The sequence below is a fragment of the Psychromonas sp. genome, assembly GCF_047632955.1.
Lineage (GTDB): Bacteria > Pseudomonadota > Gammaproteobacteria > Enterobacterales > Psychromonadaceae > Psychromonas.
In genome coordinates this window covers 1-20,867 of record NZ_JBLIED010000053.1, presented here as the reverse complement: position 1 = coordinate 20,867, position 20,867 = coordinate 1, and the positions used below count along the sequence as shown (strand labels likewise).

The 20,867-nt window shown below is 39.5% G+C and carries 17 protein-coding genes and 2 pseudogenes; 7 read left to right on the top strand and 12 right to left on the bottom strand.

Translation table 11 applies throughout. From position 1 onward, the window contains the following. Window positions 1–359: 359 nt before the first annotated feature. Both ACJAZP_RS18305 and ACJAZP_RS18300 read left to right on the top strand, forming a co-directional pair. A complete protein-coding gene (locus ACJAZP_RS18305) occupies window positions 360–515 on the top strand; it encodes an aspartate/glutamate racemase family protein (protein WP_415232186.1) in 156 nt (51 codons plus the stop codon). Between the two features lie 107 nt (window positions 516–622). Then, on the top strand, window positions 623–1,123 hold the full coding sequence (locus tag ACJAZP_RS18300; protein ID WP_415232185.1) for a GNAT family N-acetyltransferase: 501 nt from the start codon (window positions 623–625) through the stop codon (window positions 1,121–1,123). A 409-nt stretch (window positions 1,124–1,532) separates the two neighbouring features. On the opposite strand, the pseudogene ACJAZP_RS18295 reads toward ACJAZP_RS18300, so the two are convergent. The 3 genes and pseudogenes from ACJAZP_RS18295 to ACJAZP_RS18285 form a co-directional block, all read right to left on the bottom strand. Then, window positions 1,533–2,020, bottom strand: a pseudogene (locus ACJAZP_RS18295) (transposase). 47 nt (window positions 2,021–2,067) lie between these two features. After that, window positions 2,068–2,472 (bottom strand): transposase zinc-binding domain-containing protein, encoded by a 405-nt coding sequence (locus ACJAZP_RS18290; protein WP_415232184.1) that lies wholly within the window; start codon window positions 2,470–2,472, stop codon window positions 2,068–2,070. Window positions 2,473–2,553: 81 nt separating this feature from the next. Next, window positions 2,554–3,165 (bottom strand): tyrosine-type recombinase/integrase, encoded by a 612-nt coding sequence (locus tag ACJAZP_RS18285; RefSeq protein ID WP_415232183.1) that lies wholly within the window; start codon window positions 3,163–3,165, stop codon window positions 2,554–2,556. Window positions 3,166–3,591: 426 nt separating this feature from the next. Between ACJAZP_RS18285 and ACJAZP_RS18280 the strand changes: the two genes are divergently transcribed. Next, complete coding sequence (locus tag ACJAZP_RS18280) at window positions 3,592–4,506, top strand: diguanylate cyclase (RefSeq protein WP_415232182.1); 915 nt, start codon at window positions 3,592–3,594, stop codon at window positions 4,504–4,506. A 494-nt stretch (window positions 4,507–5,000) separates the two neighbouring features. Here ACJAZP_RS18280 and ACJAZP_RS18275 read toward each other — a convergent pair whose 3' ends face one another. From ACJAZP_RS18275 to ACJAZP_RS18255, 5 genes are all read right to left on the bottom strand, one after another. Continuing rightward, entirely contained in the window at window positions 5,001–5,921 is a 921-nt protein-coding gene (locus tag ACJAZP_RS18275) for a D-amino-acid transaminase (RefSeq protein ID WP_415232181.1), read from the bottom strand. A gap of 39 nt (window positions 5,922–5,960) precedes the next feature. Beyond that, window positions 5,961–6,938 carry an N-acetyl-D-Glu racemase DgcA gene (gene dgcA / locus ACJAZP_RS18270; RefSeq protein ID WP_415232180.1) on the bottom strand — a complete coding sequence of 326 codons (978 nt, stop codon included), beginning with the start codon at window positions 6,936–6,938 and terminating at the stop codon, window positions 5,961–5,963. Window positions 6,939–6,948: 10 nt separating this feature from the next. After that, window positions 6,949–7,998 (bottom strand): N-acetyltransferase DgcN, encoded by a 1,050-nt coding sequence (dgcN, locus tag ACJAZP_RS18265; RefSeq protein WP_415232179.1) that lies wholly within the window; start codon window positions 7,996–7,998, stop codon window positions 6,949–6,951. Window positions 7,999–9,342: 1,344 nt separating this feature from the next. Continuing rightward, window positions 9,343–10,437: an alanine racemase gene (gene alr / locus ACJAZP_RS18260; protein ID WP_415232187.1), complete on the bottom strand. Its 1,095-nt coding sequence runs from the start codon at window positions 10,435–10,437 to the stop codon at window positions 9,343–9,345. Between the two features lie 169 nt (window positions 10,438–10,606). Beyond that, window positions 10,607–12,208, bottom strand: coding sequence for an alanine/glycine:cation symporter family protein (locus tag ACJAZP_RS18255; protein ID WP_415232178.1), 1,602 nt, complete (start codon window positions 12,206–12,208; stop codon window positions 10,607–10,609). A 904-nt stretch (window positions 12,209–13,112) separates the two neighbouring features. Between ACJAZP_RS18255 and ACJAZP_RS18250 the strand changes: the two genes are divergently transcribed. Continuing rightward, on the top strand, window positions 13,113–13,277 hold the full coding sequence (locus ACJAZP_RS18250; RefSeq protein WP_415232188.1) for a hypothetical protein: 165 nt from the start codon (window positions 13,113–13,115) through the stop codon (window positions 13,275–13,277). Here ACJAZP_RS18250 and ACJAZP_RS18245 read toward each other — a convergent pair. The 3 genes and pseudogenes from ACJAZP_RS18245 to ACJAZP_RS18235 all read right to left on the bottom strand — a co-directional run bounded on the left by ACJAZP_RS18245 (window position 13,198) and on the right by ACJAZP_RS18235 (window position 16,775). After that, a pseudogene (locus tag ACJAZP_RS18245) lies at window positions 13,198–14,135 on the bottom strand (transposase). The gene ACJAZP_RS18250 and the pseudogene ACJAZP_RS18245 sit on opposite strands and share 80 nt — an antisense overlap. Window positions 14,136–14,872: 737 nt before the next feature. Next, window positions 14,873–15,856, bottom strand: coding sequence for an integron integrase (locus ACJAZP_RS18240; protein ID WP_415232177.1), 984 nt, complete (start codon window positions 15,854–15,856; stop codon window positions 14,873–14,875). Window positions 15,857–16,523: 667 nt separating this feature from the next. After that, window positions 16,524–16,775, bottom strand: coding sequence for a hypothetical protein (locus ACJAZP_RS18235; protein WP_415232176.1), 252 nt, complete (start codon window positions 16,773–16,775; stop codon window positions 16,524–16,526). Window positions 16,776–17,045: 270 nt separating this feature from the next. Between ACJAZP_RS18235 and ACJAZP_RS18230 the strand changes: the two genes are divergently transcribed. The 3 genes from ACJAZP_RS18230 (at window position 17,046) to ACJAZP_RS18220 (ending at window position 19,660) form a co-directional block, all read left to right on the top strand. Then, a complete protein-coding gene (locus ACJAZP_RS18230) occupies window positions 17,046–18,164 on the top strand; it encodes a transposase (protein WP_415232175.1) in 1,119 nt (372 codons plus the stop codon). Between the two features lie 297 nt (window positions 18,165–18,461). Beyond that, complete coding sequence (locus tag ACJAZP_RS18225) at window positions 18,462–18,914, top strand: hypothetical protein (protein WP_415232174.1); 453 nt, start codon at window positions 18,462–18,464, stop codon at window positions 18,912–18,914. After that, complete coding sequence (locus ACJAZP_RS18220; RefSeq protein WP_415232173.1) at window positions 18,911–19,660, top strand: hypothetical protein; 750 nt, start codon at window positions 18,911–18,913, stop codon at window positions 19,658–19,660. The genes ACJAZP_RS18225 and ACJAZP_RS18220 overlap by 4 nt, the downstream gene beginning before the upstream one ends. A 283-nt stretch (window positions 19,661–19,943) precedes the next feature. Here ACJAZP_RS18220 and ACJAZP_RS18215 read toward each other — a convergent pair whose 3' ends face one another. Continuing rightward, a complete protein-coding gene (locus ACJAZP_RS18215) occupies window positions 19,944–20,762 on the bottom strand; it encodes a transposase (RefSeq protein WP_415232172.1) in 819 nt (272 codons plus the stop codon). Window positions 20,763–20,867 lie beyond the last annotated feature (105 nt).

The window sequence follows — 20,867 nt, the reverse complement described above, 5'->3', positions numbered from 1 at the left end:
TGACGAGCGAGATTGCATCTAATTTAAATTCTTTTGAATATTTTTTACGTGTTGTCATTCTATTTCTCCAGTTAAGTTCATTATGTCCTAACTAGGGTGTGTGAATCTATTAAACCACGTCAAGGCGTTTAAACAGAACAAAAAAAAACAGTGGGTTACGTTTCGCTTCGCTACACATTATAACCCACCAATTTTAGCTCGCTTAGCGCGGCGTTGGTATTACAAAAGCATAGAGAGGTTAAATGGAAATTATGGTTTAACCGTTTTTACTCCTGATCCCCGATAGAGAAATAGTTCATCACATTATTTATAAAGAGCTTTGTTTAGGGAGATTACTTCCAGCTTTTAAAACTGAATATTTGCGAATTATTGAGTCTTTAGCTAGCCAGGGTGCTGAGGCTGTGATTCTTGGTTGTACTGAAATTGGAATGTTAGTTAACCAAACTGATACTGAAGTGGAACTTTTAGATACAACATATATTCATGCACAGAAAGCTGTTGAATGTGCAATATAACAACAGTTAATCAATTGAACGTATTACGGTTGTCATTGATTTGCAAAAGAAAAATCTGCAAAAATAACACCAACCTACTCGCCAGTCATTACGTATAGAGGTGGAGCATGAAAGTACATTCGCGGCAGCTATATGAAGCTGATTTTGAACAAATGAGAAAAATTCTACTCAGAGATGGCCCAAACCAATGGAATTACATTACAGATGAAAGCATTGATCTACAATTTCAGCTAATACGCGATGGAAAGGCAATTGCTGTTTTAGCTGAAGAAAATAAAATTACAGGGTTCGCGATTTTAATTTTTAAAGAGTCATGCCCTTCAAAACTAAGTCAATACTCCCATTTATCAACCATGGCATATATTAATGATGTGGTAGTTAACATTAATTATAGTGGTAAAGGTATTGGCAGTACGTTACTACAAAAGGCAATCGAATTGGCTCAAAAAGAACAATGTGAAAAGGTATACATTGAACGCCATGAAGAAAATTTAGCATCTGCAGGAATGATGCGAAAAGCATCTTTTCAAATTATTGAGACATTTTATGATCCAAAAAAACGAACTGCAGGTTCAAGAAATACATCGGTGCTAGTAATAAGTACATAACTAATAAGGATATGTCGTGTGAGCAACGCGACCCACGACTTAATCCTATTGTTGGACAAGCACGAGCGTTTATCTCTGCTATTAATAGTAAATATTTAAATCGGGGAACGAGGTGCTTAAATTCGTTGCTGGTGAAGGTTTTTTGGATCGAATTTCACCACAATCGTAGCGGTTACCATCTGCAATCTATTGAATTAAAACTGTTTTATTTTGCTATCTAATCTCTTTTTCGGATTAATACGCAATTCGCCACAACTCCCTTTGCTTGAACACTTCCTTGTTTTATATCGTGTTGCCGTTGATGATAAGACGCGCGCCGATGCGCATTAAATACAGCTGCATTTCACCTTGGCATTGCGGACAGCACACACTTCTTTTCTGTTTCGTCGGCACGCTTGGGATCCTGACCTTAAGTATCAACTTTAAGCGTTGCAGTGTTGCTTTCGCATTGCCGTGCAAAAAAACCGTAATTGCGTGCGCGTCGAAATCCTTTCGGCAGTACATGTTGTAAAACCCACCATAAAAAATCGACAGCGGGTTCGGTAATCGTTATAAACTGTTTACTTTTACTCTCTTTATAATGGAATGTTACCTGCCCATGATCAAGGCGTAATATGTTTTGCTCACTAATAACACTTCTGTATAGGTAACGAGCCAGATAAGTTAAGGCGCCATCTCCTCTGCCCACATATTTACAATCCGCGTTCCAGGATGTTGGCGTATTAGCAGGCAGGTAATAGCCCGCTTTGCACATTAATTCGATGAATTTACCCCTGAATACCTGCGCTAAATTATCTGCAACGAACAAATATTTCCCGGGTTTGCTCAGCCATAATGTTTTAGCTTTATTAAGCCCGCTCGCAGCACTATAAAATGAACGTGCGGATGAAATTCCATCTTGCGGGAATGAGTATGTAATACCCCAATATAACCTGCGTGTTCATCTAAATTTTCATGCGTTTAAAAAAGGCATTCAGTGTTTCTTTGGGAGCAATAAACAACGCTTGATAAGCCCACTTTTGGTGGTGCCAAACAAAGGTGCGAAGCTCTGCCGGCAGGGTAAAAATGACCAGATAGTAATCAACCGGCAATAATTTCTGACGTTGATAATTTAACCAGTCATTATTGGTGGTATGTTGGCACGCGGGGCAATGTCGATGCCCACATGAAGGAAATAAGGTAGTAGCGAGATGACAATTATCGCAGTGAAACAACATGGCGCCGGATTGTGATGTATGGCAATTGATGATTTTATTGAGGGCATGTCGGTGTGTATCTCGCACCTTGTGTTCATATTTATTAAGTAATTGTTGTTGATATTGCTTGGCAATAAAAGCGAGGTTAATCATGATCAACCTCCTGCCAATTAATGGATAACGAATCAATAATATCATTGAGCATCAACGCGCTATTTTGTGCTACTTCCTCGGTCATGCGTGTGTAGATAGCGGTGGTTTGGGGCAAGCATGCCCAAGAAACACCTGAATAGAACGCAAGCTGCAACCTCGTGCTAACATGTGAGTGGCAATCGAGTGATGAAGGGTATGCACGTGAACATTTTTGCTGATGCCGCATTCTTTAGCTCTGATTTTAATGGTTTTTTGTATGCCGCCTTTATCCATTACCATGGGTTTACTCTCGCGAATATGCGGCGGTTTTCCGCCTGGAAATATCAATGTGGGATGACGATGGGTTTTCCAATAACGACGTAGTGCTAATAAGGTGGCTTGAGGCAGTGGGACAAAGCAGTCTTTTTTACTTTTGGTATAACGCAGATGAACCCGTATCAGATGGCTGTCGATATCAGCAGTTGTCAGATTCAATGACTCACTTAAGCGTAATCCTAAACTGTAAGTTGTTAGATAATAAACCTGATACCTGAGTTGGCGAGTTGCATTGATAATGGCTTCCACTTCAGTGACCGATAACACATCTTGAATCGGCTGTTGCCTAAGTGGTTTAATAATATTAACCCAAACCCACGGGCGCTTAAGGACATGTTTGTAGAAAAACTGAATAGCGTTACGTGATATTTTAACCAAGCTCCAGGATTTATGCTCTACGAGGACTAGAAAGTAGATTTTCAGATCTTCTGTTGCTCAATGAAGGCAACGGCTGTGACAGTAGATTGATTAAGAGTTTTCACCTTGTAATGTCAATTCGTTGAGGTACGCTTGCTATAAATTATCAAAGCGCGCTTGTTCGAATGATTGCATAATAACCTGCAAATAAATCCACCAACATTGGCGGTTCTTTGTCTGTAGTCTCTATTGCGGTTCTGTGTTTTTTCTGCCGCGCTCGGTTTCGCTCAACAAGAAATTCAAACGGAAAAAATACAGTTAACTGTTGTCACTCCGTTCAATATTTTAACCAACTAAATTTTTCCGCTTATTTTAAGTATTATGTTTATTTTATTTCTCAATTTTCATGATTGATTAATTTCAATAAAACAACAGAGGTTCTTTAAAATGATTAACAAAGAAATAAACCTTGGGTTATATAAAACTTTATTAGAGTCCACTAATGCCATTCCATGGAAACTTGACTGGGCAACACAGGAATTTATTTATATAGGTCCTCAAATAGAGGTGTTATTAGGTTGGTCGCAAGATAGCTGGAAAACTTCTGCCGATTGGGCAGAAAGAATGCACGATGAAGATAGGGAGAAAACGGTCTCATATTGTGTTGGTCTATCCGAACAAGGTATTGATCATGAGGCAGATTACAGAGCGCCAGTAAAAGATGGTGGTTATATATGGGTTCGTGATGTTGTACATGTTATTAGAGAAAATGGTGTAACTGTCGCCCTTATAGGCTTTATATTTGATATATCAGAACGTAAAAAGCTAGAGGAGGAGGCACAAAGATTAACTATTGAACTTGAGAAGCTATCCCAGAGTGATCAATTAACCGGCCTTGCAAATAGGCGATTATTGGATGAAGTATATTTAGCTGAATTTGAAAGATCTAAACGTTATAACAGAAATTTTTCAATTCTGTTTTTAGATATTGACCTTTTTAAGAAATATAATGACACTTACGGGCACCAAAAGGGCGATGATTGTTTAAGGAAAGTTGCCGATTCATTAAAAGCAACAATGAGAAGACCTCTTGATTTAGTTGCTCGCTATGGCGGCGAAGAATTTATGATTGTATTGCCTGAAACGGATAACAAAGTCGCCGTTCAACTGGCTGAAAACTGTCGTAAAGCAGTCTACGAACAAAAAATCCCACACAAAAAATCAGAAAAACATAAATTTGTCACTATTAGTATCGGGGTACAAACCATTTCTTCTGAGCATACTGCTGTATCGTTTATTGAATGCGCTGATAAATTACTTTATAAAGCAAAGCATAATGGTCGAAATAGAGTTGAAAAATAAACATAACGAATAAGTAAAGACGAATTACTAAGAATTGCTGAATTGCTGAATTGCTGAATTGCTGGACCCCCATCTAATTGACTAACACGTAATTGAGGACCGCCAAATTTTTGTAGCTCTTCACATAGGGGAGGTTATAGCAAACGCATTAATAAAGTGATCATATTTACTATTAAAATTCATCCCGACGGCTTTGTGAGCGTAAATTTTTTTGCTTTGAAGCAAGTGATCATAAACTTAATGCTTTAGGTATTACACAGCTAGCCGTTAGGTAGCCAACCATAATTATTGCTAAAGTTGATAGCGCAGCGGTTATTAGTAAGCTTTATTTTCTGGCATTCGGTTTAACTTTATTGTTAGAGTTTCGCCCCTGATGGGGTGTTGGTTAGAAAAACAGGTGACATGGTTGTTGTTAAAAGGCACCCACAAACTTGTTGTTAGCCTCAAGTTGTTTAACTACTTGAGGCTTTTTATGGGAGCTTAAAATCAATCGGTTATATTGCTAACCTTTGAGTGTCCAGCCTTTCTTTATTAAAAGGCTTGCTCCCATCTTTTAATTCAGCGGTTTGTGTCGCTAATTCAATATATATTTCACGAAGCTTCATTGCAACGGTACCTGGTTTACCGCTGCCAATTTTTTTGCCGTCAATTTCAATCACCGGCCAGACAAAGGTGGTTGCTGAGCTGACAAAGGCTTCATTTGCTTGATAAGCTTCTTCTGCTGTAAACAGGCGTTCTTCTATTTTGATCTTTTCTTTTTCAGCAAGTTCAAGCAGTGCTTTACGAGTAATCCCATGTAAGATATCGTTGCTGAGAGGGCGGGTAACGAGGACCCCCTCTGTGGTTACAATATAGGCATTATTAGAGCTACCTTCTGTAATATAACCATCTTCAACTAACCAAGCATCGTCAACGTGTTTGTCCAGTGCACCTTGCTTGGCCATACAGGGAGCAAGCAGGCCAACGGTTTTGATATCACGACGTTTCCAACGGATATCTTCGGTGGTGATCACCTTTATCCCTTTTGTTGCTTTCGGGCTGTTAAGCAGATCTCGAGCCTGAGTAAACAGAACCAATGTGGGTTTAACATCAGCGCCTGGGTAGCCAAAATCACGATCACCCGCTGAACCACGACTTATTTGCAGGTAAATACCCCCTTCGTCAAGTTGGTTGCTTTTAATCAGCTCTTCTTGGATAGAGGTGATCTCCTCAACGGTTACTGGTAATGCAATCTGCAGTTCGCTGCATGAGCGTTGCAGGCGAAGCATATGGCCTTCATTTTCGATTAGTTTGCCATTGATCACCGCGGTGACTTCATAAACTGCGTCACCAAAAAGAAAACCACGATCGAAAATAGATATCTTGGCATCATTTTCGTTAATATATTGACCATCTAGGTAGACGATACGTTGCATAATTTATTCCTTGCTCTTATTAAATAAAGTCGCTGTTTTTTAGCCCCAAAGGGCATCTTGATAAATATTCATTTGACTGCCATTAAAGGTGATACATTCTTCGCGATCTTTGGCGAGTAATAAAGGACCATCAAGATCGACCACCTGAACATTCTGTGCCACCATAAAGGCAGGCGCCATCGCCAGAGAAGTCGCAAGCATACAACCAACCATTATTTTCAACCCGGCTTTTTCCGCTTCTTCTTTAAGCGCAAGAGCTTCTGTTAGACCGCCGGTTTTATCCATCTTAATATTGATCATGTCGTAGCGGCCGATAATGTGTGGCAAGCTGCGGCGATCATGACAAGATTCATCTGCACAGAGGGTGATGGGTCTGGGCAGGTACTTAAGCGCTGAATCATTATTTGCCGGTAGGGGTTGCTCGATCATCTCAACCTTTAATTTTACCAGTTCCGGTACTATCTCTAAGTAAAGCGCTTCATTCCAGCCTTCATTGGCATCAACAATAATACGCGCATCAGGTGCACCTTCGCGCACGGCTGCAACACGTTCTACATCGCCTTTGCCCGCAAGCTTTAACTTTAGCAGCGGTCTATAGGCATTTTCAATTGCGGCTTGTTTCATCCGCTCAGGCGTATCTAAAGAGAGCGTATAAGCGGTAATTAATGGCTTTGGCATCGCAACCGCTAGGCGCTGCCAAATTCGTTGACCGTATTTTTTACATTCTAGATCCCAATAGGCGCAGTCAAGCGCATTTCGGGCAGCACCTGCTGGTAATAAGGATTGCATCTGTTGCCGGGTTAACCCCTCTTCTATTTTTACCGCTAATGGCGCAAGCTCAGCGAGTACTGATTCGATGGATTCACCATAGCGTGCATAAGGTACGCACTCTCCCCGTCCAACATATTTGTCTTGAAGTAATTCAACCACAATAACTTGAGCGTGTGTTTTGCTACCTCGAGAAATCGTAAAGGTGCCGCGGATAGGCCAGCTTTCATCAAGTAGGTTAACCTTCATCATAGTATCCTTAGATTTTTTCTCGTTCTTTAACAGGTTTGCCGACAGCTGTTTCTGATAACAGAGCCAGTGCATCAACAATGCGGCCAACACCCTGACGGAAAGGATCAACAGCAGGTAGTGCAAATTCTGCTTCGATCTCTGCTAAGCATTCCTGTGCTTGCGCTTTAGTTAACTGTGAAGTATTTACTGAAATCGCAACAAAATGTGCAGCTGGATTAGTCAGGCGAGCGGCAGCAAGGCAAGCATCTATACATGTTTGTATTTCAGGCACTGGGTAAGTGGGTAGACCACGCATGTGAGTACGGGTTGGTTCATGACATAACACTAAAGCATCGGCTTGTGCACCGTGGATAAGTCCGAGTGTCACGCCGGCAAAAGAAGGGTGGAATAGTGAGCCTTGACCTTCAACAACGTCCCAATGATCTGCATCATTAGCAGGTGTTATCTGCTCTACGGCTCCAGAAATAAAGTCTGCAACCACGGCGTCAACACTTACGCCGGAGCCACTGATAAGGATGCCTGTTTGACCTGTTGCGCGGAAGCTTGCTTTTATTCCCCGTGCTAGCATCTCTTGTTCAATTGCGAGTGCTGTGTACATTTTGCCACATGAACAATCAGTACCAACAGGTAGCACACGTTTACCGCTACGTTTTAAGCCATTCGCAACCGGAAAAGATTGCGTTGGAAAACGTACATCAAACAGGTTGCGCCCTAAGCTATCAGCTAGCGTTTTAAGTTCGGCAATATCATTTAATTTATTATGTAAACCGGCAGCTAAATCCATACCTGCTTCAAGTGCCTGAGTTAAAATATCAATCCATTTATCAGAGATAATGCCACCACGGTTAGCAACACCGATAACCAGTGTTTTAACGCCTGCTTCTTTAGCTTGGGCAATATCCATATCGGTTAAACCGAGGTCTGCAGCACAATCAGGCATGCGGTATTGACCCGCGCAATATTCTGGATGCCATTGATTTATTCCCTGAGCGACTTTAGCTGCGAGTGGATCGTGTGCATCACCTAAAAATAACAGATAAGGTTTTTGAATTTCCATTGTATTGATTCCTATTAGTAGTAGATCTTATCTCATTGTTCTGGACTGGATGACTTACAGCCTGTTGTTAACATTGCGGCTTAGTGATCTAATCAGTAGGGTTGTTGATGAGACTCATCGTAAGTCTTAAATCTGATAAAGCAGATTTTATGCCAAAAAAATATTTCACTGTGTTTTTCTTGAGTGGTGGTGTTTATTTGATTAAATGCAGGATAATCGCCTAATGTGAAATTTTAGCTAACTTTAGATTATTATCCTGTTTTTTACCTGTTTGTTAGTTGCTTATGCTTTGGGTGCGATTGCTTATATGCTTTGCTAGTAGTTTGTTTTGCTTGGTTATTTTCTTTAGTTACTTTTTTTATATTTTAACTTGATCATTGAAAGCTCTTTTTTACGCTCTAGCTACGGAGGGTTCATATTGTTCGCTAATACTCTAATGCACTGTTTTGGTGGTCTATATCGTTATTTGCACTGCACTGGTGCGGTTACTTTTGTTTCGGCTTTTGATCTGTTGGCTACTTATTAATATTGCTGAATCGCATTGCTTCTATTTACTGTGAACAGTATTCGCTGGTGATTTATCGGCTCTTCGCAGGTATAGACCTTGTGCATGTGGTGATGTCTTTTATAGTGAGTTTATGCGAAAGCATCGTTTCACCAGCGGACTAAGCTTTGCTTGTCCTATATGAACTCGGGAGATCCAACTCGTTGTTGTTAAATAAACAGTTTATTGGCAAGCTTAATTAGCGTAGCCAATAAATATAACAGATTGGAAGTCAGACAAATTCATAGTAGTTTCGATACCTGTGAACAAAGCAGTGATGAAAATTGGTGTGGCTACGTTTATCGAAAGAAGGGGGGCTGAGAGGATGTTGTTCAGCGGTAGCATGACCATGACCCAGAGCCTGAATGAACCGCGGGAAGTTGTAATATTAACTTTACCCTTTTACTCAATGTAGGAGCCGCATGCGTTAGCTGAGTACGTACGGTTCTGTACCGGACATGTTTAACGATACGATGATTCGGCGGCTTTACGGCGATTAAACTTTCCACAGCTTAAATCCGACACCATTGGAAGCTCTATCAAGGCGCAGCTTATAAACCATCAAATTAGCTTATGTCGATGCTGGTCGCACACAAGTCGCACCACTAGGACTCAGTTCAGTTGTCGCAGTTTTTGCAAACAAAAAACTAACGGAAACGATAACAATCCGATAGAGTCAGATTGTTATCTTCTTGTTTTTTACTTTGTAATACCAAGTACAGGGTCATTATGTGCGTAATTCAGCTTTATTATATTGTATGTTATTACACTATATTGAGGTAAAAGATGATTTATACAGGTCATTGAGCAACTATTCTCGGCACCCGCATGGAGATTGCCGTAATAATTTCATAATTGACTGTGCTCTGTTTTTTTGCAACATCATCTACCGTGATGGTTTCACTGCCTTGGGTTCCGATAATACAAACCTCGTCACCTATTGATACTTTACCCCGAAGATGTGTTACATCAATCATGCACTGGTCCATACAGATACGCCCGACCTGCCTGCATCGCTCCCCAGCAATTAAAACGTCAATTTTGTTGCTGAGAGTCCTACTCAAACCATCTCCATAACCCATGGGAATAGTGGCAATAAGAGACGGTTTATCGGTGTAGTGCATATGACCATAACCGATTCCGACACCTTGTTCGACTTCTTTGATCAGTGTTATTTGGCTTATCAGGGACATGACTGGCTTAAGCTCATTTAACCCCGGCACCTTCATAGAGACAGACGGCTTTAGGCCATAGATTGAGATACCTGGACGAACTGCATCAAGGCGCGCTTCTGTTAAGGTAAACAGGGCCGCACTATTTGCAATATGATAGAGAGGGATATGATACTTTTCGGTCTTCTTCTTTAGCGCCGCGAAGGTATTGAACTGTGCCTTTGAAAAAGACAAATCGTTTTCATCGGCTCGCGGGAAATGACTGCAGATTCCGCCAATAATAATTTCAGGTTGTGATTTACACTGATCAAGAAAAGTCAGTATCTGGTCGGGTTTTACACCCATACGGCCCATTCCGGTATCTACTTTGACGTGTATTGTTATTTTTTTGTTTCTTTTTCTTGCTGCTTGGGCAAGTGCCTGCAACTGTTCCTGGCTACAAACTACCGGCTGAAAATCATAGTCAAGAAGATAGTCGCTATTTTGAGCAAGCGTTGGTGATAAAATAATAAAGGTAGCGTCAATTCCTTTTTCAACAAGCTCTGCAGCCTCACTTAGATGCGCGGTACATAAAGTGGTATAGCCCAAACTGATCAGATGTTTTGCAATAATTTCTGCATCATGACCGTAGGCATTAGCCTTGATAGCGGGGAAAAGTGGCCGCTTACCAGCCTGTTTTTGCAGCACTTTCATATTATGAGTCAAGTGGTCCAGATCTATCATTGCTCTGGTTAAATGTGTATTTCTATAATTCACAGTTTTAGTCGCTCTAATTCAGATAACAATAAAAAAAATTTGGCTTCCCTCTTTTTTATAGGGAAAAAATGCGAGCCCTAGACCCCGCATTGAAGATAACAAATGCATTAATCAACAATAATATTTACTCTGCCGTTTAACTAAAATTTTCCTTAGCGGACAGGGCAACATCAGCATCAGTGTCGTCTTTCTCAATAAATTTCTTTATTTTTCCTGATTTTAGGCGCGACATATAAGAGTTTAATTCTCTTTTTACGACAGGCATTAAGAAATACAAGCCGGTAATATTGATGATCGCCATAGCAAACATAGCGGCATCAGAGAAATCAATCACCGCCCCTAAACTGGCTGCAGCACCCACTACAATTAAGCCGCAATATAAAATTTTATAACTCATTTCTGTCGCTTTGCTTTCGCCAAATAAATAGGTCCATGCTTTCAACCCGTAGTATGACCAGCTAAGCATGGTTGAAAATGCAAACAAGACAACAGCGACCGCAAGCACGTAGGGGAACCAACTCGCAGTTTGAGCAAAAGCAACCGATGTTAAGGCGACCCCCGAAGTGCCGGAAGCGGTCAGAATCTGCCCATTCTCACCTATTAAATACAGGCCTGTATTGGCATCAATGAGTAATTGACCAGAAATAATAATCACCAATGCCGTCATGGTACAAATAACAACGGTATCGATAAAGGGTTCAAGCAGTGACACCAGGCCTTCAGTAATAGGTTCATTGGTTTTTACCGCAGAGTGAGCGATAGGAGCCGAGCCGACGCCCGCTTCATTAGAAAATGCAGCACGTTTGAAACCTTGGATTAAGGCGCCAACAATCCCGCCGGCCAAACCGACTTCGGTAAAAGCACCCTCGAAAATTTGAGAAAATGCCCAGCCAATTTTATCTGCATTTGTACCTAAAATAACCAATACCGCTGCAACATAAAGGACAGCCATAAAAGGAACCACTTTTTCACTTACGGTGGCGATAGATTTTATGCCGCCAACAATAACGGCAAAAATAATAACGGCAAAGATAACCCCGGTGATCCAGCCTGGATATGCCCCAGTAATATTGGTTATCTGAGCATGAGCCTGGTTTGCCTGGAACATATTTCCCGCGCCAAAGGAACTCAATACACAAAATATAGCAAAAATACTGGCCATTATTTTGCCTCCCGGGATCCCTCTTTCAGCAAAACCTTTAGAGATGTAATGCATCGGCCCGCCGGAAATGCTGCCATCAGCATTTACATTACGATATTTTACACCCAGCGTACATTCGGTAAATTTAGATGCCATGCCTAACAGTCCCGCCAGCACCATCCAGAAGGTCGCTCCCGGTCCGCCAATACTCAGTGCGATAGCGACACCTGCTATATTACCGAGGCCAACGGTACCGGAAAGCGCAGTGGTTAAAGCCTGAAAGTGTGTCACGTCACCTGCGTTATTGGGATCGGAATAGTCCCCCTTCACTAAATCAATCGCATGTCTAATTGCACGAAATTGAATAAATCTAAAGTATATGGTAAAAACAACGGCTGCAATAACCAACCAAGTGACGATCCAGGGAAAGTTGGTGCCTGGGACAGGCGCAAAAATAAGATTCACAAACCAGCCGGTTGCATTTTCAAAAGTCTCATTAACGGCACTGCCAATGCTGCCGTCTGCGAATGCCGCTTGGCTTTGTGTCAGGGTTGTTATAAATAAAATGAGTGTACATATTAATTTTTTAATCTTCATTGTACTGTCCTTAGTAAATGACTGAGTGTGCAAACTGGAAAAATATTTTTAGCAAAGACTTTATTGATTAAGTCATCTGTGCAAGCAGGGGTGACGATATTCTGCTTGGTATTCCCTCGAACGGTATTCATCTTAAATTTATTGTCAGAGATGCTGCTTTCTCCTTTGTTATCTTTGTGCTTTCCTGCATAAGTAACGGGGCACTGCGATTAAGTTCGATGACTGATATAACGGACATTTTTATTTTCCTTATTAATTTTATAAGCTAATTATTCCGATAATGAACACGTAAATTGGCTTGTCGGGGTGCATCGCGCGCTCTTATAGTGCATTTTTCACTGGAAAATTATGATTTTTGGTCTTTATCTAGCTTAATTATTAAAGGAGCATTAATTATGCCGTAATGTGAAATAGTTGCCTTTTGGTAGGGAATTAAATTTAATTATGCAACCAATTTACAGTGAGTCTAAAACAGCAGAGAGTGTCTGCTTCCAATATTTAACGGGCCATTTTTACGGGGATAAAGAAGATTAATAAATGCAAGTTTTTGCATTTATAATTTTGTAAAAAAAAGGAAAGTCACGATGAATCAGTCTTTTTTTATTTTAAATTATAACTAAAAACATATAAATTCATAAAAAATAACAGCAATAGGATTTGTTGTGTTTAGTTGGCAAAAATAGATGCTTTATTAGCGCAAATAAAATAAGCCTAAAAATAAGCCTTATAGCAAAAGGAATATCTATGTAGAAACAACCATGCCACCCATTTTTATACCCTCCATGCTTATAACCAATATGATGGCCTCTTTCAGCATTTATTGCGTTAGTCTTTGCTGATTATTCATACACCCCAATTAAATTTTTTCAAAAAATTGAGCTTTAGATTATGAAATGTGAGGAATATGGCGATTTTAAACCAGCAGAAAAAGCTTGATATCAATCAAACGGGGAAGTACATACTAATAATTGAAGAGTTGAGTCTTAAGCTCACAGCCAGCGTTGGCAGTTTGCTGCTCCTTGGCGCCGCTTTCGGTCCAAATGTCCACAGTATTTGGTTAGTGCGCTAAGGCGCCTACTGACCCTTTGAATAAATGACCAAATTCAGTGGTTATTTTAAGCCAGTTTTCAGCAGCAATGTTGAGTCTATTTAGGATATATTGACTGCTTAAACTAATGGCTCCGTGCTTACCTTGACGTATAATTCGGCCGGTATCTTCAACAAGCACAATGTAATCCTGCGCATTGAACATCAGCCCATTCGGCAAATTCGGACCTTCGTCTTCCACAAACGGCAGTAATTCAATTGGTTGTTGACCTTTTATGGCTGAGTGAATTCGTCGCTGGATGCTGGTATAACTATAATTTTCAGGGGATGTCGCAAGCTTAGCGCAATAGGGTTTTAATCAACGTAGGCCATACACACTAATAAGGCCGGCTCATCAAGTAATGCTTAGGATTTAAAACGTCCTTTCCACAAATTCATCGGGAATGGATTTGAACAGCTTTATCCGGCCCGAAGAGTGAGCGCATAAGCCAGCTACTATCAATTAAGCGATGACGATATTCGGTAATGCATGCGTTAATGGTTTTTAGCAGAAGTTCATTAAGGTCTCCACCTTTAACAAACTTCTGCGTCAGTACCGTACCTTTAAAACCTTTATGCCATTGAACCAGTACCTATTTATCTGTCCGGCTATTGGCTTTATCAGCATCCACCTTAACAACGATATGCAGGTGATTACTCATAACGGCGTAGGCGCAGATCTCAATTGCAAAGATGGTGGCAAGTTCAATAATACGTGTATCCACCCATTCTCGGCGATGTTCATGTTTTCACCTGTTGTGCTATCAATGCCACCCAAGCATGCTTTGCCAACAACACGTGAGTAGCAGTGGTAATACGACGTGTCATCTAAGCTCACTATTGTTTTTCTTGGCTAGCCATTATTCATTACCTGCAAGTAAATACAGATAACTAAAGACTAAAGCGGTGGTTTAATATTCGCCAATAATCTTGGGTGGCCAAGTTAATTCTTCATCTATTAGCGATGACAAAAACCTTCGTAAGTCTTTGTATTCGTGACATTATGGGTAACCAGTGTTTCGTTTGTCACGGAATAAAGGCCTACACCTTCTCAATTTCAACCTCAATCTCAATCTCAATTTTTGTGCCACCAATATCTAATCCTAAAATCAAAATATCAACCTTAAATATTTAATTTATGAGGCTGTGAGTAATAGCTATTTACGAAACCATAGTTAACTTTGTTGCATGCAAATTCAAATAATTATTCTCAATAATAACCCAGTCGTTTGTGCAAAAAATGCGCTAAGATCGAATCTGGTTTGAGCCGTTATCATCGAGTCTTCCATGGGCGAGACTCCGCCATGCCGGCGTGCGATCGAAGTAACCCCAAATGTGTAATGGTCCTGATTTGAACTTGTCCCTTCGGGTTGCTTAAAGGTTGCGGAAGAAAGGCGTAAATACATTTTAATTTTGGTCGGCCTAAGCTTGAGTGCTTTTAACCGCTGGAGACAGGGCCGCTATTTAGAGGACTACAAACAGCGTAAAACCAGAAAATATCAATGCTGACATTATTGCCGACATTATTGCTGAAATAACTAAATATTCAAATCTAGGTGTTATTCAGTAGTGCTTTTATTAACTGTCCATAGGGCTAATAATTCCACGCTCATGCAGGCCAACAACGTGCAGGTATATTTGTGTTGTGCTGATATCACTGTGGCCTAATAGCTCTTGGATATTGCGCAGATCTGTACCTGCTTCTAATAAGCGTGTAGCAAAACTGTGACGAAAAGTATGACAGCTTGCTTTTTTCATTATTTGTAATTTGCAAATAGCCTGTTTTATTCTGCGCTGCACTGATTGCTCTGAAATATGATGTCGACGAGTAATATCTGTACGCGGATCGACAGACAATGCATAGGCTGGAAAGAGGTATTGCCACTTAGCTTCAAACTCCGCACTAGGATATTTTCTCGCTAGCGCGTCAGGTAAAAAAACACTGCCAAAACCGTTAGTTAAATCTTGTTCATGCAATAATAAAGTTGATTTAACCTGGATTGTTAACGCTGTTATTAAGGCTTTAGGCAATAAAGTCCGGCGTGATTTGTTTCCTTTTGTTTCTCGTGCAAAAATACAATTTGACGAAAAATCAATATCTTTAATGCGTAAACGTGTCGTTTCAGAAATTCGTAATCCGCTGCCATACATCAATTGTGCGCATAACTTAGGTTTACCGGCAAGTTCATTGATAACAGATTGCGCTTCGGCGTGTGTAAAAACGGTCGGGAGTTGCCTAGGTCTTGTTGCATATTGAAATTTCAATCCGCTAATATCAATTTTCATAAATTCGCGATACATAAAGATCAAAGCATTTAGCGCCGTTTTTTGTGTGTTGCTGCTGACATTACGGCTGACAGACTGATATTCCAAAAAAGCTTCAATCTCATTATTGCCCATTGTTATTGGATGTTTCAGTTTATGAAAGCGGATAAAGCTTAGGACCCAATAGCAGTATGTTTTTTCTGTTTTAAAAGAATAATGACGGCTACGGATAAAGTTTCGAAATTTATCCATGAAGCGATTAGAATCTGCTGAGATTAAAGGTCGCACATCATACATAGTTAGCTCCATCATAAAAATATAACAGCTGATTTTACATACAGTAGTATGGTGCCATCTTGGCGATTTTTCCAGTGATAGGTATCACTCTGCAGGTTATATTTATGGGTAGCTAAATTTAGTTTATAAATTAATAGGTTAGAATCTATCTGAAAAATGGGATAGGTGGCACCTTAACACCTATCCCAAAGTGAAAATTTACTAAATTATCACTTAAAACATTGATTTATTGATGTTAAATAGATATTGTTGTGATTATTTGTTATGAGATAGGTATCGCAGCTTTTCGTGCACAGTGATGCCTATAAAGCTGTTATACAAAACCCCTCTCTGCAAACGCCCTCGTTTTAAAACTTATCTCTTCTCCTATTCACTTCTCCTTTATGTTAATGTGATTTTCCATATATTAATTTAATAGGAGTTTTACAATGGCAACATACTCAGTCCACTTATTCTGTGACGAATGTAGTCAAGTACATCCAATGGGAATACAGCTAGCATTGGATGACGGGCCAGCAGAGAAAGCTAGTATAGGTGACGTTTATAATGGGAAAGAAATTGACCCTCTTATAGTTAGCATGCAGGACAATTGGATTACATGCCCAGTCACTGGTAAATTGACAATGCAGAAAGATAATGATCAGGTGTTTCTAGTCCCAATTGGAAATTAATTAATTAGTTTTTCATACACTTCATTAGGTAGTATTGTATAACCATCTAGGTAAGGTAATATCACATCCAAGGATTCAAAATGGAACAAGATATCACCTTGCTTACGTGGAATTAATTGACAGTCACTTACACAAGGTTTTTTATTAAGGTTTGATTTATCTGCCTTACTAACATTACATTTGTTTAGTGCTTTCTCTTTGTCAAATACTAGACTATCTTTTTGTGTATTCTTATTAATGATGTTCATAATTTTACTCCTTCTATAAGGTTTATTTTATTTATAAACCTTTGGTTTAAATAACTACCGATATTGGTAGCTACAACTTTTGTATAACAAGTCGTTTAAAAGGAATAAAAACAGTGGAGGATAGTGGAGTATTATGCACCTTTCCATTTATGTTTTTATCCTCTTAACGAGGCGTTGGACATGCCGGGCTACGCCCAGAGAAGCCATTACCCATCGTCCTTTATATATCGTAAACTGGATAAATATACAGCTATAATTATACTGTATATTATGAATCAGTGGACGTTACAGCGATTATTTCTAGAATACCCACCCAATAAACTTGGTCTGAGGTTACCTTTGTATCAACTCAAAGCGGTTGATGCTATCACTACGTGTCGTACAGCTAAGATGGGAAGTCATGGACAGTATTGTGAACATGGGCATCTTTGTGGCGTGTATTACAACTCCTGTCGGCATCGAGGGTGTCCGCAATGTCAAAATGTTAAACGTGAACAGTGGCTTTCAGATTGGTCAGCCCGATTGCTTAATACTCCGCATCATCATTGGATCTTTACCTGCCCTCATGAATTACTACCGTTATGGCGGTATAACCGTTCTTGGTTTCAAGATTGTTTGTTTAAGGCAGTCAGTGGCACTTTAAAAACATTGTCTAAAGACGAGAGGCAGATTGGAGGCCAACTCGGATATCTGTTAGCGTTACATACTTGGTCAAGGAATTTAGGTGAGCATCCTCATCTTCACGGGTTAATAACCCATGGTGGTGTTGATGATAATGGACAATGGCGGGTGCCTAAGCTTAAAGGGTTATTACCTGCTGAAGTCGTAAAACGAATGTTTCGAGGTAAGTTTTTAGCATTAGTGTCAGGAGCGATAACGAATTGTTTATTAGTTTATCCTCCGGAAAAAGGAAAACAGTATTGGCAAAATAGAGTAAATAAACTTGGCCGAATAAAATGGCAGGTTTATGCTTGTAAACCCTATCGACACGGTTTCGGTGTTGCCCGTTATCTTGCACGATATATCCGAGGCGGCGCGCTAAAAAATCATCAAATTTTAAATGTTAAAAAAGGCTTAGTGAGCTTTAAATACCACTCACATCAAACAGGCAGAAAGGAAGTCAGGCATCTTAATGTTACCGACTTTGAAGCTCTGGTGTTAAAGCATATTCCGCTGCCTCGCCAACAAACAATCCGTTATTACGGTATATACCATCCAAGCCTAATCAAACGACTTAATACTATACGCAGTGAATTTGGCCAATCGGAATACAAGACGCCCACATTGCCAGACTGGCAAGATGTGATGGCGCTTTACAGTCTCACCATTGAGTGCCCGATATGTAAGAGCATACAGAATACTCAGATGGAATATTTAAAAACACATTAACGATGGAACGGAGAACTGATTACATCGAGGTCGGCAGCATTGTGGCGCCTAAAATAAAATAAAAAACCGATGTATAACAATGTGTTTTAAGTTATTATGTCAAATTAAACTGATTTATATGTGTACCTAAAGCAACAGGTGTTGCGCAAAATCCTCAGTAAGCGGATGTCCAACAGGTCGATGAACGATACAAATTTAAAACAGCGAAGATCGAGCAAAAAATACGATTATTTTTTGTGTTTTAAATTCGATCGTTATCTAAAGCGTTAGGCCTCTATTCGTAATTATGGAGTTAGAATGAGTATCACGATTAAAGAAATAAATATTCCAACAATTGAGTGTGATTATGAAAATATTATTATTCTACCTACCAACTTTACAGAGCAAGAAAACCACACATATCAATCAAGCTCATTATCATTTTATAAATATGCAAAGCAATCATTAGAAGTAGATTTTCTTAATACTCCTGAATTATTATTTGAACAGAATTCTGCTGATTGGTTTGGCCCTGTAATTTTAATCACATCATCGGCTTTAACCCAAAATCCAGAATTGATTTCTATAACATGTGGAGTCATTTCAAATTATTTAAGTGATTGTTTTAAAGGGAAAGAACAACCAGAGGTATCTTTAAAAATAGTTCATAAGGTAACAAAAACCACCAAAACCACAGAAATTTCGTACACGGGAAGTGGGGAAAACTTATCCGAGCTACGAGACGCCATTTTAGAGGTAGCTAAAAAATGAATACTGATGAAACTACGCTTGCAAAAATAGTTGAAAGTTATAAAGTTTTTATTGATTCATGTGCTGGCTACAATTTTTTTACTCGTTCGGTTCAGGGACAAAAAGAAAAAATTGAAGAATGTGTAGCTTTTATAACGTTGATTAAATCATGTAAAAAAAAGGCGATTGAGAGTGAATTAGAACAAAACGCGAATAATTTTTTTCATATGCAATGCATGATAAATGCAATGAAATCATCTTTAGAAATGTGGGTTAAGGTAAAAGAAAGTCGTTTTGAAGATGCATGGCGTTTACTTATTGATGCTCAAGAATATACGGAAGTCGCACTAAAGATTACTGATTATGAAGGAGTTCGTAAATTTGAATCATCTTTAAAAAGCATCGAAAGTTCAATTTTCCCTAACTGGGCTATTTATAATAGTTCGGGGCATACTGAAACTATTGGTAAATGTTCAATATGTCATAGCAACTTCGCTCTCTGCGAACATGTTGAAAATCAAGTTTACTTTGGTCAGCTCTGCCAAAGAATCGGTAGAAAAATTATAAAAGCAGATCATATTGCTCTTGTTAAAAAACCAAAAGATAAAAGATGTATTATTACGCAATTAACAAATGATGATGGGAAAACAATAGACTGTTTCACGAGGAGTGAGTGCGAAGATCAAACGTTGTCTTTAAATGCTGCCGATAATTCAATGAAAATAAAAAGTATTATTATGTCCACGCGTCCATTAGATTTTAATTGATTTCAAAGGCCTAACAAACAAGAATAGGTGTCGCGCAGCCGACACCTTATTCGGGTGTTGAACAAGCCCGATCGTGCGTTGCTTCTCTTTATAGTAAATAGTGATTTTGGGAGAGGATTACATTGATGATGTTACTTTTCTTTGGGCGAGTGTCCCTATTATACAATTGATAACTCAATTATATCAGTCTGTTATCTATTTTTGTTGAATGCCATTACACCTCTTTATATCAGATCTAATTCTGCTTTTTAAATGATCGCTAAAGATCAATCGTGATAACACATTAGCTTCTCAGTCGGTTCATGCCTATAAAATGCATCTCATGCTGGCAGCATGGGCAAATGCATATTGTATGCTTGCTCTTTTGTGGTGTTGAAACTGTACCGATATCACTTCCTAATAACTGCAAGATTTGTAGTCGTAACTGTTTCGCATTGCCTCTTAAGAACCCGTAATCCCTAACGCGTTGTAGTCCTTTTGGTAGCACGTGTTGTAAAATTAACCATAAGAACTTGAGCACGGGCAGTGTACGTGTTTTTGGCATATTTGTGCCTCCCTCTTTATAGCGAAACGTCACGTTTTCATTGGTTATATTGATGATGTCCTTATCGGGTAAAACCCCTCGATATAAATAACGCGATAGGTATTGTAATGACGACAATCCAAAACCCACCTTGCGGCAATCAACGACCCATTTTTTAGGGATGTCATTGGGCAGTTTTAATTCAGTGCAGTGATTAATCGCATCAATAAGTCTTGCGCGCCACACTTTTGCGAGTGCAAATTCATTAAAGAGATAAGTGCTATTACCCTTATTCCACTGCCTTTTAGTTACATCATAACGTCCACAGGGGACAACGATATGCAGATGAGGATGCAGTTCTCTCTTTCGGTCATGGGTATGTAATACGCTGGTAAAGCCTAAGTTGCCTTTATTCTCTCGCGTTGCAAAGTCCTTTAATAACTTTGATGTCACTTGAAACATAAATCGATACATTACTTTGGGATGTTGTCGAGCAAGCGCTCTGAATTGAAAGGGCAAAGTAAAAGTCACCATAAAATAGTGCACGGGTAACAGTTTGACGTGGTTTAATAGATTCACACACCCTAGTTAGGACATAATGAACTTAACTGGAGAAATAGAATGACAACACGTAAAAAATATTCAAAAGAATTTAAATTAGATGCAATCTCGCTCGTCAATGAG